The organism is Streptomyces sp. NPDC030222 (assembly GCF_055573115.1).
Genome location: NZ_JBVICA010000010.1, coordinates 63042 through 76182, shown reverse-complemented (window position 1 = coordinate 76182; position 13141 = coordinate 63042). Strand labels below are relative to the sequence as shown.

General features: G+C 70.9%; 9 protein-coding genes. 1 reads left to right on the top strand and 8 read right to left on the bottom strand.

Going from position 1 to position 13141, the window contains the following annotated elements:
• Positions 1-187: 187 nt before the first annotated feature.
• The 4 genes from ACZ4Z5_RS16585 to ACZ4Z5_RS16570 are packed head-to-tail and all read right to left on the bottom strand — an operon-like array spanning position 188 to position 3601.
• Positions 188-1432 carry a cytochrome P450 family protein gene (locus ACZ4Z5_RS16585; protein WP_468262816.1) on the bottom strand — a complete coding sequence of 415 codons (1245 nt, stop codon included), beginning with the start codon at positions 1430-1432 and terminating at the stop codon, positions 188-190.
• Positions 1429-2385: an amidohydrolase family protein gene (locus ACZ4Z5_RS16580; protein ID WP_468262813.1), complete on the bottom strand. Its 957-nt coding sequence runs from the start codon at positions 2383-2385 to the stop codon at positions 1429-1431. Before ACZ4Z5_RS16580 ends, ACZ4Z5_RS16585 begins: the two co-directional genes overlap by 4 nt.
• Positions 2382-3266, bottom strand: coding sequence for an NAD(P)-dependent oxidoreductase (locus tag ACZ4Z5_RS16575; protein WP_468262810.1), 885 nt, complete (start codon positions 3264-3266; stop codon positions 2382-2384). Before ACZ4Z5_RS16575 ends, ACZ4Z5_RS16580 begins: the two co-directional genes overlap by 4 nt.
• On the bottom strand, positions 3263-3601 hold the full coding sequence (locus ACZ4Z5_RS16570; RefSeq protein ID WP_468262808.1) for an antibiotic biosynthesis monooxygenase family protein: 339 nt from the start codon (positions 3599-3601) through the stop codon (positions 3263-3265). Before ACZ4Z5_RS16570 ends, ACZ4Z5_RS16575 begins: the two co-directional genes overlap by 4 nt.
• A 950-nt stretch (positions 3602-4551) precedes the next feature.
• Here ACZ4Z5_RS16570 and ACZ4Z5_RS16565 point away from each other — a divergent pair.
• Entirely contained in the window at positions 4552-5619 is a 1068-nt protein-coding gene (locus tag ACZ4Z5_RS16565; RefSeq protein WP_468262805.1) for a lytic polysaccharide monooxygenase auxiliary activity family 9 protein, read from the top strand.
• A 61-nt stretch (positions 5620-5680) separates the two neighbouring features.
• On the opposite strand, the gene ACZ4Z5_RS16560 is transcribed toward ACZ4Z5_RS16565, so the two are convergent.
• From ACZ4Z5_RS16560 to ACZ4Z5_RS16545, 4 genes are all read right to left on the bottom strand, one after another.
• The gene (locus ACZ4Z5_RS16560) at positions 5681-6559 is read right to left on the bottom strand and encodes an esterase/lipase family protein (RefSeq protein WP_468262802.1); all 879 of its coding nucleotides are present in this window, start codon (positions 6557-6559) and stop codon (positions 5681-5683) included.
• 657 nt (positions 6560-7216) lie between these two features.
• Positions 7217-8197 carry a DNA polymerase Y family protein gene (locus tag ACZ4Z5_RS16555; RefSeq protein ID WP_468262799.1) on the bottom strand — a complete coding sequence of 327 codons (981 nt, stop codon included), beginning with the start codon at positions 8195-8197 and terminating at the stop codon, positions 7217-7219.
• Positions 8194-11646: a DNA polymerase III subunit alpha gene (locus ACZ4Z5_RS16550; RefSeq protein ID WP_468262796.1), complete on the bottom strand. Its 3453-nt coding sequence runs from the start codon at positions 11644-11646 to the stop codon at positions 8194-8196. Before ACZ4Z5_RS16550 ends, ACZ4Z5_RS16555 begins: the two co-directional genes overlap by 4 nt.
• Positions 11647-11937: 291 nt before the next feature.
• Positions 11938-13026, bottom strand: a complete 1089-nt coding sequence (locus tag ACZ4Z5_RS16545) for a slipin family protein (protein ID WP_468262794.1) — start codon at positions 13024-13026, stop codon at positions 11938-11940.
• Positions 13027-13141: the final 115 nt, after the last annotated feature.

Here is a 13141-nt window from a genome sequence, read left to right as displayed (position 1 = left end):
AGGCAACGCCCGCCGCCCTCCGCCCGGGTGACACGCGAGGCGGTACGCGGGACGGCGAGGCGGGCGGCGGAGCAACCTGCGCTCCGCCGCCCGCGTCGCCGCTTCTGCCGGGAGCCTCGGCTGCCCGTGGCATCTCGCCCCTACGGGCAGCCGGCGTGCGCCTGGGGGCCGAGGCCCGCCGCCGGGATCACGCCCCGGCGGGCTCGAGCACGACGGGCAGTTCCGTGAGGCCGCGGAAGGCCGGGAACGGAACCTCCATCCAGGCGGGCTCCCGCAGGGGATCTGCCGGGACCATCCGCGGGAAGCGGCCGAACAGACCATTGAGGGCGAGTTGCGTCTCCAGCCTGGCCAGCGGAGCACCCAGACAGTAGTGCGCGCCCTGGCCGAAGCCCAGATGGGCGTTCTGCGCGTTGCCCGGCCGCATCACGTCGAACTCGTCCGGGGCGTCGAACTTCCGCGGGTCGCGGTTGGCCGAGGTGATGGCGATCTGTACGAGGGCGCCCTTGGGAATGGTCGTCCCGCCGATCTCCATGTCCTCGGCCGCGTAGCGGAACGTCGCGCTCTCCACCGAGCCCTCGTAGCGGACGAGCTCCTCCACCGCCTTCGCGATCAGCTCGGGGTCGTCCTGGACGGCGCGGAGCTGAGCGGGATGGGAGAGGAAGGTCTGGACCGCGTTGCCGATGAGGTAGGCGGTCGTCTTGTGACCTGCGAACATCAGCAGGAACGCCGTGGAGACGAGCTCGTTCTCGCTGAGCCGGCCTTCCGCGTCCCGGGCGGCGGTGAGCGCGCTCAGCAGGTCGTCACCCGGCCGGCGGCGCTTGCGCGCGATGAGATCGGTGAAGTAGGCGTGCAGGCTGTCCTCGGCCTGCTGCTGGGCCCGCTTGAACTCCTCGCCGAACCCGGTCTGGGCGACCGTACTGGACCAGGTCTGGACGTCCGCCCGGTCGTCCGCCGGTACGCCCAGCAGCTCACAGATCACCGTGATCGGCAGCGGGAAGGCGAACGCGGGCAGCAGGTCGACCGGCTCGTGCGTCGGGCAGGCGTCCAGCAGCCTGTCGACGACCTCCAGGATCTGCGGCCGCAGCGCCTCCACCCGGCGGGGGGTGAACTCGGCGTTGACCAGCCTGCGCAGCCGGGTGTGTTTGGGCGGGTCGGAGTTGAGCATGTGGTCGTCCAGGGCCACGGACGAGTCACCGAAGATCCTCCGGTAGGCGTCCATGGCTCCGGACATGTCCTTGCTCAGCCGCGGGTCCGACAGGGCGGCCCTGGCGTCCTCGTACCGCGTGATCAGGTACGTGACGACGCCGTGCGGCGGCTTCATCGGGCAGACGGGCGCGTTGTCCCGGAGGCCGGCGTAGAACGGGTGCGGGTTCCGCCGGAACTCCGGGGTGCAGCGCTCGGCTGCGACGACGGGGTCTTGCGTGGTGGTCACGGACGACTCCTGAGGTCGAAGAGGGCCTCGGCGTTGCCGCCGAGGATGAGCTGCTGGGCGGCCTTGTCGACCGGCAGCTTCTCGATCATGCGAATGCAGTCCTCCAGCGGCACCGACAGCGGCGGCGAGTCGGTGCCGAACAGCATCCGTTCGGGCCCCAGGACCTCGGCGTTCAGGCTCAGGTGCGCGGAGCTGAGCGGGCTGGTGTCGACGTACATGCGCTGGAGCGCCGCGCCGGGGTCGGCCGCCGGCGGGGCGGACGGCCGCGCCGGCGGCGCTCCCCCGCCCCAGTGCCGGGGCCGCGCCGCCGTCTGGAGGCGCTCCGGCAGCAGTGCCATGGCACCGCCGCCGGTGGCACCGATCAGTCGCAGGTCCGGATACTTGTCCAGCCATCCCGCGAACGCGATCATGGCCATGCTCATGGTGACGTCGCCGAAGCGGCCGATCTGCTCGACGAAGCCGATGTCCTCGACCCGCTCCGTGCCGATGGGCTCGGCCGGGGCGTGCACCATGACCGGGACTCCCGCCTCCGCGGCCAGCGCGAAGAAGGAGTCGGCCCGAGGCGAGCCGAGCAGCTCGCCGTGGACGCTCGAGGTGGTGATCAGGCCGACGAAGGCGGGGTCCGCCAGCGTCTCCCTGACACCCTCCAGGTGATCGTCGTCCCCGAACGGGTTGGCGTACACGTACCCGCGCAACCGGTCCGGGAACGAGGCGATCAGGCCCGACATCCAGTCGTGGAACCTGCGCAGCCGGTCGCGCGGTTGCGCGTAGTTGTCGACGCCCGGGACCCGGGCCATCGCGCCGGCCCCGACGGGGCTGCCGATGATGGTGAGGTCGATCCCGGCCTGGGCCCGCGCGGCGAGCATGCCGTCGACGTCGGTCAGGCTGGGGGGCATGGGGAAGCGCTGTGCGGCTTCCGGCGGGGACAGGTGCCCGTGGATGTCAATGATCATGTGGTGGTTCCCGTGTTCCGTGTGAGTGCCTGGACGACTGCGGCGCAGTCCTTTTCACCGAGTCCCTGCTCGACGGCGTGGACGTGGGTCTCCGCGGCCGCGGAGGTCAGCGGCAGCCGCAGTCCTGCGGCGTCGGCCTGTTCCGTGGCGAGCCGGAGGTCCTTGGCCATCAGGGAGAGCCGGAAGTCCGGCTTTTCGAAGCGGCCTGCCGCCAGGCGCTTCGACTTGAAGGCCATGACCGGTGAGGCGAAGCCGCTGCCCGCGATGGTGCCGAGGACGAGCTGCCGGTCGAGGCCGCTCGCGGCGGCCAGCTCGGCGGCCTCGGCGAGAGCCTGCACCTCTATGCCCATCAGCAGGTTGAGGAGCAGCTTCATCCGCATGCCGGAACCGAGCTCGCCGAGGTGGACGACCTCCTTGCCGAGCATGTCGAGCAGCGGCCGGCCCGCGGTGAAGACCCGTTCCTCACCGCCGACGAACAGCCGCAGATCACCGCTGCGGGCGTGTTCCCGGTTGCCGAGCATGCCCACGTCGAGCACGGAGGGCTCTCCCCCGGCGAGGCGGACGACCTCCTCCGGGGAGACGGTGCTGGCGCAGATCAGGGCGCCGGGGTACGAGCCGCGGGCCAGGATTCCCTCCGGGCCCCGCAGCACCGCGCGTAGGGCGTCACCGTCGGCCACGGTGCAGATCGCCGCGGTCGTGCCCTCGACGGCCTCGGCCGGGTGGGCCGCGGCGAAGGCCCCGGCCTCCGCGAGCGGCTCCGCCCGCTCCGGGGTGCGGTTCCAGACCCGCACCTGTACACCCTGGTCGAGCAGACGGCCGGCGAGGCCGCTGCCCATCGTGCCGAGCCCGAGGACCGCAACGGGTCCACTGGTGCGCGTCATGACTTCACCTCCGAGGTCTCCTTGACGACCCGGAACCGCAGCGACTGGGTCTTGTCGACCCACTTCCGCAGCGGAGCCATCATCGAGCGGTGCTCCTCGCTCTGCAGCCAGGCGAAGAAGTGCTCGGGGGTCTCCCACTCGCTGGTGATCACGTACTGCCGGGAGTCGTCGACGGGCTCTCCCAGCCGGTCGATGATGTGCCCGGGGGTGCGGGCGACGGACTTCCGGATCCGGTCGTACATCTCCAGGAATCCTTCTTCGCCGCCCTCGATCACGTGGACCGCGAAGACCACGGAGAGCCTGTCGGCCGACTGGCCGTTCTGCATCGTGCCCATGTCTCCTCCTGATGGTTGAGATCCGGCGGGACACGACTCCTACCGACTCATGGGCCCTTTGGCGGCGCAACTCCGCCGTGGGCAGGGCCCAATGGGGGCAAGGCCTCACCCGCAGTGGTTCGGCCGTACGGGTGACGCCGAAGTCCCCCTGCCCCAGGCCGTCCTGGCCCCCTCGCAACACTCGATCGGGTAGTGACCACGCGGACTCCGTTACACCCCGATCAGCCGGCCCCCGAGCGCACCGAAGCCTGCGCACACCTCCTCACTCGTTGCTGCGCCGCAGGTCAGGGGTGGTGTACGGGCAATGCCGACGCCCCGTCCGCTGCCCGCGGAACGGAACGGCCGGCCGCATGGTGCCTCCGTTCGGGTGACGTACGTCTGGCCGCCATGGAGCGCTGCCCCGCTCGGAGGGCTGCTCGTCCACGTCGTCGTCCGGCAGGACCACCGCGCGGCGGCCGCCTTCGATCACTGGCCGGCGGCTACCGGCCCGGGTCGGCCGCCGACAGGCTTCACCGCCTCGGCCGGGGTGTCGGGGTTCCCCGGGAGCAGGCGACGTCCGTCACAACTCCTCTTATGTCAAGGGATGCTGACGTCCACAACGACGAAGGGGACGACAAGACATGCAACTCCCGCCGTAACGGGGCTTGCCTGCGATGACGCGGGATCAACCATCCCTGACTCCGCGGACCGGCCGCAGCCTGACAGGGCGACGTACGCGAAGTGGCTCCGACAAGCAGTCGAGCCCTCCTCCCTGAAGTCCCCCTCAGCCCTTCCTTAAGCACGGCATAAAGATCGTCGCGGCGCCCTTCGGGGCGGGGGTTCCGGGGTTTTCGAGGGCTAGCGTGCTGGTCATCGGGGCCGGGCTCGCCGGTGGTGCCGCGCGGGGGGCGGTGCCAGGCGGGCGGTCCCACCCCTCCCCCACGTGCACTTCCCCGAAGGAGTTCGTCACCATGACCGTTCGTCGTACCGCGGCCGTCGTCGCCGCGCTTGGCCTCGTTCCGCTCGCACTGACCGGGCTGTCCGCCGGGCCCGCGGTCGCCCACGGTTCGATGACCGATCCGGTGAGCCGGACAGCGGCCTGTTTCGCGGAAGGGCCGGAGAGTCCGGACTCGCAGGCGTGCAAGGCGCTGGTGACTGCGGGCGGTACGCAGCCGCTGTACGACTGGAACGAGGTCAACATCGGCGACGCCGCGGGCAGGCACCGGCAGTTGATCCCGGACGGCAAGCTGTGCAGCGCCAACCGGGACAAGTACAAGGGACTCGACGCGGCGCGCGCGGACTGGCCGGCGAGTCCGATGAACGCGGGCGGGCGCACCTTCAAGTACAAGGCGACGGCCCCGCACAAGGGTTCCTTCGAGCTGTACATCACCAAGGACGGGTACGACCCGACGAAGCCGCTGAAGTGGTCGGACCTGGAGTCCAAGCCGTTCGCGAAGGTTACGGACCCGAAGCTGGTGAACGGTGCGTACGTCTTCGACGGGACCGTTCCCGCGAAGTCGGGCCGGCATCTGATCTACAGCATCTGGCAGCGGTCGGACAGCCCGGAGGCGTTCTACACCTGCTCCGACGTCGTGTTCGGGAAGGACACGGGCGCCGGGTCGGGTACCGGTACGGGCGCGGGTACGGGCAAGGGAACGGACGCGGGCACGAGCACGGGAACGGACGCGGGCACGGGCGCCGGGTCGGACACCGGCACGAAGGACGCGCCGGTGGCTCCCGCGCCCGCCGCCCCCGCACCCGTTGCGTCCGCGCCGTCCGACGAGGCGATCGAAGCGGGCGCCGGGAAGTCGACGGTCGACCACAACGGTCATGGCGGCGACTCCCCGGCGCCCGGTAACGACACGGGCAACCAGCCGGAGGCGAAGGGCGCCCCCGCGTCCGACGCGGTGCCCGCGGGTGACGCGAGCCTCGCGCAGACGGGTGGCGACAGCGGCACCGCCTACCTCGCGGTCGGTGGTGCCGCCGCCCTGGCGCTGGGCGCGGGCGTGGTGTTCGCCGTGGCGCGCCGCAAGGCCTGATCGGACCCGGGACCGGTCCGACCCGGGCCGAAGGCCGACCAGGGTCGGACCGGGGTCCAGGTCATTCGAAGACCGACGCGCAGGTGGTCCTGGTGGCGTTCGCCGGGTCGAGGGCGTTCGCCACCTCGTGGTATGCGATCCGGTCGAACACGCCGATCGCCACGTGTTCCGACAGGTCGAGCGCACACAGGTCCTGGACCGTGACGTTCTTGACGTTCGGGCCGGTCAGGAAGGCGGTGCGGTAGGGGGTGGCCACCTGGTCGTATTTGGTGGCGATGACGGTGTAGCTGACGCCCGGGACGGTGTCGCCGCCCGCGTTCAGCCGGGCCAGGAACTCCGAGCCGACGATCTGGTCACGCAGGCCCGGTGTGTGCTCGGAGATGAGATCCTCGGCGCCGGGGAAGAAGGGCAGGAGCTTGGCCAGCCCGCTGAGGTCGGTCCCGTGGTTGTCGGGGGCGAGGCCGACGAGGGCGTTCACCTTGGCGGCTCCGCCCAGGAACTTGAGGTAGTGCCGCGGCATCAGGCCGCCCTGGGAGTGGCCGACGATGTCGACCTTGGAGCTGCCGGTCACGGCGAGGACCCTGTCGACGAAGGCGGAGAGCTGTTCGGCCGACTTGTCGATGGGCCCGAGGCCGTAGAAGAACGGCACGTGCGGCAACTGCCCGTAGTCCAGGGAGAAGACGCAGTAGCCGCGCTTGGTCAGGTAGGGGGCGAGGGAGATCCAGTTGTCCCAGGAGTTCCCGAGGGTTCCGTGGACGAGGACGACCGGCCTGGGGTGGGCCGAGGAAGGCTTGCAGTTGTAGTTGTTCCATCCGCTGGACACGGTGGGGGTGGTGTCCGCGGCTCCGGCGGTGGTGGCGGGGACGAATCCGACACCGATCGCGAGCATGACGGCGACCAGCGGTCTGAACAGGCGTTTCCAGTGTGTGGAGGGCAGCATCGTGCGGACTCCTTGCGGCTCGAGTGAGGGTTCGAACTGCCTCTGTTCTGTGATCCGGACCACAAGAAGCCGTGCTCATGCCAAGCTACGGGTCGGTAGTAAAAAGGTGAAGTTACGCGCCGGTAAAAATTGACGCGGGATCCAATAAGGGGTACCGGCGCCTCCTGTGAACCCGGGCCCAACCGCCCCTGAGCTGCGGCGACTCCGGTCCGAACGGCGTCAGGCGGCGAGCGGGCCCGGCTTCACGCCGGGCCCCACTTCGCCCGGGCCCGGTCCGTGACCGCGCCGAGCCTGCGCCCCCGCTCGCCGGCCGGGTCGAAGCCGGCCGGGCGGGAGGCCCGTCCGGCCGGTGGCCACCCCTCGCCGCCGCGTGGCCCCTGTCCGTGGATCGCATCGCTGCCCCGGGTCCGGCGGGGCCTGTCCGCTCGATGCTTCAGCCGACCGCCGCGCTCGACCCCGACGGCATTCCGGCACCTGTGCCCGACCAGCCCGTCGGCATCTGCGCCGACAGGAGCTTCACGGGGGACGGCGAGCCCGAACGAGATCGCACCGCTCCACACAGGCCGGGGCATGCAGCCGGCATCGGTGATCGCCCTGCCGTCCGGGTGAGCCACAAGCCGAGGGAGTTCCCCGCTCCGGACGTTCCCCGCAGCGCAGTCAGTCGGCCAGCGCGGCCGGACGCACAGCCTTCGGTCCGAATCGCCGGCGGGCACGGTCGGCGGCGGCTTCGGCTGCACGGGCGCGGGCATCGCGAGGATCCAGGGAGAGCTGACGGCAGGACCTGCCGGCCGACAGCAGGTCGTCGGCGCGGAGCGCGTAGGCGCGGACTCTCGCTCGCTGCAGACCCAAGGCGGTCAGCAGACCCACGGCGGTTGCCGCAAGGGCGGGTGAATGGTCGGTGGGTTCCGGCAGTGTGCGCGTGCGTGTGGTGGAGCTGCGGTCGGCGTACCTCACCGTGAGGGTGAGCCGGCCGGCGATCTTCCTCTCGCCGCGCAGGCGTACGCCGACCTGTTCGGCCAGGCAGAGGACAGCCCGGTGGTGCTGCGCCGGATCGAGGCAGTCCCGCTCCAGCACGAGATCGGCGGTCAGATGGGTCGCCGGTTCCGTGGGGACGACCGGGCGGGGGTCGTGGCCGCGGGCACGTTCGGCCAGCAGCCGCGCCTGGCCGGCGCCGAGGAGCCGTTGCAGGGTCGCCACGGGCAGGTCGGCGACCTGGCCGATGCTGTGCAGACCGTATCTGCCGAGCGTCGCCGCCGTGGTGCGACCGATCCCGGGCAGGGCGGTGAGCGGCCGTGGGTACAGCCACTCGGCGGCCCGCTCGGCGGGGACCAAGGTGGTCTTTCCCGGCGCGGACGCGTCGGCCGCCATGGCCGCCAGCATCCGGTTGCCCGCAAGCCCGGCGCTGCTGTCGATGCCGTAGAAGAGCTTCAGCCTGACCATCGCCGTCTGGACCATGTCGTAGGGAGACAGGTCGAAGTACCGGAGCGCCGAAGTCAGGTCCAACTGCACGGCGTTGGGCGGAACGGCCTGCACATGAGGCGTGATACCGGACATCAGTTCGATTATATCGGCGTACCGGTCCTCGGTCAGCGAGGCGTGCAGACAGAGGTGGGCGATGTGCCGCTGTCGCGTGTTCATCCCGCACTCCCCGGACTGCTGTAACCGAACTTCCTCAGGTCGGCCGAACGGCTGCCGGCGGGCAGCAGATCGGCGTACGGGTGCAGCCGGGCACCGGTGGTGCCATTGACCAGGGTGCGCTGCGGCTGCGCGGGAGTCGGATGCGGACGGCTCTCACCGAGGAGAGCGAGAGCGGCCTCCGGACCGTGGTCGCGACGGGCCGCGGCGATCTCGTCCAGGTCCCAGGCCATGGTGCCGACGACGGTACGGCGGGTGCCGCGCACCTGGACCGTGCCACGGACCAGCAGCAGCCCGCTGTGGAACACGGTGTGCGCGCAGGCCGGATGGGAGTCCTCGAAGAAGGCCAGGTCGACCAGACCGGAACCGTCCTCCAGGGTGACGAAGATGATCCTCTTTCCACTGGCGATCGGCGGGGTCTGGGTCGAGGCCCGCACACCGGCGACAAGAACCTGCCGACCGGCACGCATCCCGGCCAGATGGGCCGCATCGGTGGCGCCGATCTCCCGCAGCAGCCGGTGGTGGTGCTCCATCAGATGCTTGGAGACATCGATGCCCAGAGTGCTCAGCTCTGCGCTCAGCGCCTCGCGGCCGGTCATCTCCGGCAGACCACTCGGCTCCGCCCCGCCAACCGCACCCGCGTCGATGGGCAACTGCCCCTTGCCCGCGGACCGGGTCCGCGACTGCCGGTGCAACTCCGCAATCTGCAGCAACAGATCACGGCGGGTGAGGCGACCGTCGTGAAGACAGTTCAGGGCACCGATCTCCGCAAGGCGTTCGGTGACCGGCCTGCTGGGACGGGCCCGCTGCCAGAAGTCCGACAGCGATCCGTACGGCTGCCCCTCCTCGATCCGCGCGCACTCCCCCTCGCTGATGCCGTGCACCCCGGAGAGGGCGAGGCGTACGCCCCACTGCTCCGCGTCGGTCTTCTCCACGGTGTGCTTCACCCTGGAGTGGTTGATGTCGACGGGCAGGACCGGCACCCCACGCCGACGTGCGTCGGAGACCAGGACCCGCTTGGGCCACATACCGGGGTCGTGTTCGAGGAGGCCGGCCAGCAGGAACGCCGGATAGTGGGCCTTGAGCCAGGCACTCTGCAGGGCGGGCACGGCGAAGGCGACCGCGTGGGCCCGGCAGAAGCCGTACGCGCCGAAGGCCTCGATGGTCTTCCACACCTCGTCCCGGACAGCCGTGCTGTAGCCACGCGCGCGTGCCAGCCCGTGGAACCAGTCCTTGATCCTCGGCAGCCGGTCCTTGTCGCCGAGTGCCCGCCGGGTGATCTCCGCGAAGGCCCGGTCGCAGCCGGTCATCACCGACAGCGTCTCGATGATCTGCTCGTGCCAGATGGTCACGCCGTAGGTGTCGGCGAGCACCGGCTCCAGATCCGGATGGGCATACGACGGTCTGCCGCCGTGCCGGGCGGCGATGTACCGCTCGGGCATGCCACCGGCGACCGGACCGGGCCGGAAGAGACTGATGTCGGCGATGACGTCCTGCGGGTTGCGCGGCTGCAGCCGGGACAGAAGATCCTGCTGGCCGGGCGACTCCAGCTGGAACAGACCCAGGGTCTGGCTTTCCTGGATGAGCTTGAACGCGAAGACGTCGTCGAGCGGCACCTGCTTCGGATCGTCCAGGTCGACGTGGTTGCCGGTGGTCCGTTCGATCTCGGCGACGGCATGGGCCATGGCGGACTGCATGCGCACGCCCAGGACGTCGAGTTTGATGTTGCCCAGCGCCTCGATCTCCTCCTTCGCCGCCATGGCCATGGGATAGTCGCCCTGCGGGGTCGGCTGGACCGGCAGCCGGTCCAGCAGGGTGGCGTCGCTGATGACCACTCCGCAGGGGTGCATGGCCATGCCGTGGACCAGGGAGTCGAGGCCTTCGGCAAGCTCCCACAGGGGCCCGTACCGGTACGCCTCGCCGGCCAGCGGCCGCAGCTCGGGCAGTTCGGCGAGCGCGCCGGTGATGTCGCAGGCCCGCAGGTGCGGGAAGCTCTTGGCGATGCGGTCGACATCGGCCGGGGCGATCCCCAGCGCGAGGCCGGTGTCGCGCAGGGCCCTGCGCGCCCGGTAGGTCTCGGGCATGGCGGTGACCGCCACCCGCTCCTTCCCGAACCGTTCGAAGATCGCGTCGTAGCACTCCAGCCGCCGGGCCGACTCCACGTCGATGTCGATGTCGGGCAGCGAGCCCCGGCGCACGCTCAGGAAGCGTTCGAACAGCAGGCGGTGGTCGAGCGGGTTGGCGGTGGCGATGTCCAGCACGTGGCAGACCAGCGACCCGGCACCCGAGCCACGGGCCGCGACCCGGATGCCCTTGGCCCGGATGTCGGCAACGACCTGGCCCACCGCGAGGAAATACGAGTCGTAGGCCAGCCGGGAGATCACATCGAGCTCCTCGTCCAGCCGGTCGAGCGCCGCCCGGTCGCGGTCCAGACCACGTCGTGCCATGCCGGCCTCGCACTGCCGGCGCAGCAGCCGCGCGGCTCCTCGCGCTCCGGGCTCGGCACCGAAGAGCGCTGGTTCCGGGAAATGCGGCGTGCCCAGCCCGAGGTCGGCCCGGGGGTCGATGGTGCACGCGGCGGCCGTGGCGGCGGTGTCCGCCACCAGGCGACGCGCCCGCCGGGCATCCGCTCCGGCGCATTCGGCGACCATCTGCGCGATGACCGTCATCGCCTTCTCGTCCTTGAGCCAGCGCTGCCCGCTGTCCAGGCAGCGCCGGTCGATCGGGCGCAGCAGCCGCGCGGCGTCCAGGACATCGGCGAGCCGATGCTGCTCGGGATCGGCATAGCGGACGGCGTTGGAGAGCACGGCGGTCGTACCGGTGCGGTCGGCCAGCGCCAGCGTCCGAGCAGCCAGTCGAAGGGATCCGGGTCCGATACCAGAACGCTTGTGCACAACGGCTTCCAGCCTGACTCCTCTGCCGAAGATCTCCTGCCACGGCGCCAGCAGCTTCATCGCGACGTCTTCGCGACCGGCCGCCAAGGCCCGCACCGGCTCCGAGAGCGGTCCTAGCAGCACGGCCAGATCGGGCCCGCCGTACTCGCGCAACGCCTCCCACGACACCACCGGCGCCACGCCGGATACGGCACCGGCGTGGGCGGCCGAAGTGATGCGACACAGCCGCGCCCATCCCGCCCGGCTCTGTGCGAGCAGCACGAACCGCAGCGGTGGCTCGACGACATGCGCGCCCCCGCGCGCCGGTACGCGGCGGCGCTGGGCAGGCGGCGGGGGAGCGAGGGCCTCCACCGCCAAGTCGACACCGAAGACCGGCCGGACCCCGGCTCCAGCGCATGCCTGCGCGAACCGGACGGCCCCGGTGACCGTGTCCCGATCGGTGAGCGCAAGCGCTGTCATACCCCGCTCGGCCGCCCGCCGGACGAGATGCTCAGGGTGGGCGGCGCCGTAGCGAGCGGAGTAACCGGACGCGACGCGCAGATGGGCGAAGCCCGCCATGCCGCACCTCCATCACTCCACCCCTTTTTCAAGCCATACGCCCGATACGTTCATCGTACGCTCGTTCGATTACTCTAGCCTCCATCAGCCCCGGTCAGCGAACCGCATTCGAACGTGTTGGCGATTTACTGGGGGAGGTGGACAGCGTCCGAAACAGACACCCCCGGTCAACCCCACCGCGCGGGGCGCGGGAACGCGCAGACGTTCAACGCACAGAGGCAGGCGTACAAGGCGCGGAAACGTGCAGGGCGCACAAGGCGCGGGGACCGCGCAGATCCCCGCAGGCCCCGTCTACTCGGCAGGAGGTTCCGCCGGACCTGCCCGCCGGTCCGCCTGCCGCTCCACGTCCTCACCGGGAATGGCGTGCGTCGGCATCTGCCCGGCCGGAACCCAGGAAGGAGCCGAGTCCCAGGGCGGCAGTCCGGCCGCACGGGCCGGTGCGATAGCGGGCGGCGAGGCTTCGGCCGCCGCCCCGGCGGCCTCGGACCCGGCACCGGCACCGGTCTGTCCTTCGTCCGCCTCCAGTGCCGCGGACTCGGGCCCACTCGTGGAAGGAGCCATGGCCGCGCCCTGGCCGGCGGACGCAGGCCCGGCCTGTGCCTGCCCCGCCCCGTCGTACTGCTGCGCCGCCCGCTCCAGGAACCGCAGCAGCTCCACCGGGAACGGCAGCACCAGCGTCGAGTTCTTCTCCGCCGCCACCGCGACCACGGTCTGCAGCAGGCGCAGCTGCAGCGCCGCCGGCTGGTCCGCCATCTGCTGCGCCGCCTCCGCCAGCTTCTTCGACGCCTGGAGCTCGGCATCGGCGTTGATGACCCGCGCCCGGCGCTCGCGGTCCGCCTCGGCCTGCCGGGCCATGGAGCGCTTCATCGCCTCCGGCAGGGACACGTCCTTGATCTCCACCCGGTCGATCTGCACGCCCCACCCCATGGCGGGACTGTCGATCATCAGCTCGAGTCCTTCGTTGAGCTTCTCCCGGTTGGAGAGCAGATCGTCGAGGTCGCTCTTGCCGATGATCGAACGCAGCGAGGTCTGCGCCATCTGGGAGACCGCGAACCGGTAGTCCTCGACCTGCACGATCGCGTCGGCGGCGTCGACCACCTTGAAGTAGACGACGGCGTCCACCCGGACGGTGACGTTGTCCCGGGTGATGCCCTCCTGCGCGGGCACGGGCATCGTCACGATCTGCATGTTCACTTTCCGCAGCCGGTCCACGAACGGAATGATCATGGTGAACCCCGGTGGCCGCACCGTGTTCTTCAGCCGCCCGAGCCGGAAGACCACACCCCGCTCGTACTGTTTGACCACCCGAGCCGCGGCGAGCATGTACACGCTGCCGGCTACCGCTGCGGCCACCACCGCAGCCACGACTTCTTCGATCATCACGGCCCCCTGGGTGCGAACTGAGGCGTACTTCGACGGTAACTCCGCCGTCACGAATACGGGCGGGCCCCCGCGCGGAGGTTCCGCGCGGGGGCCCGCCTGCCGCCGGAGGGGC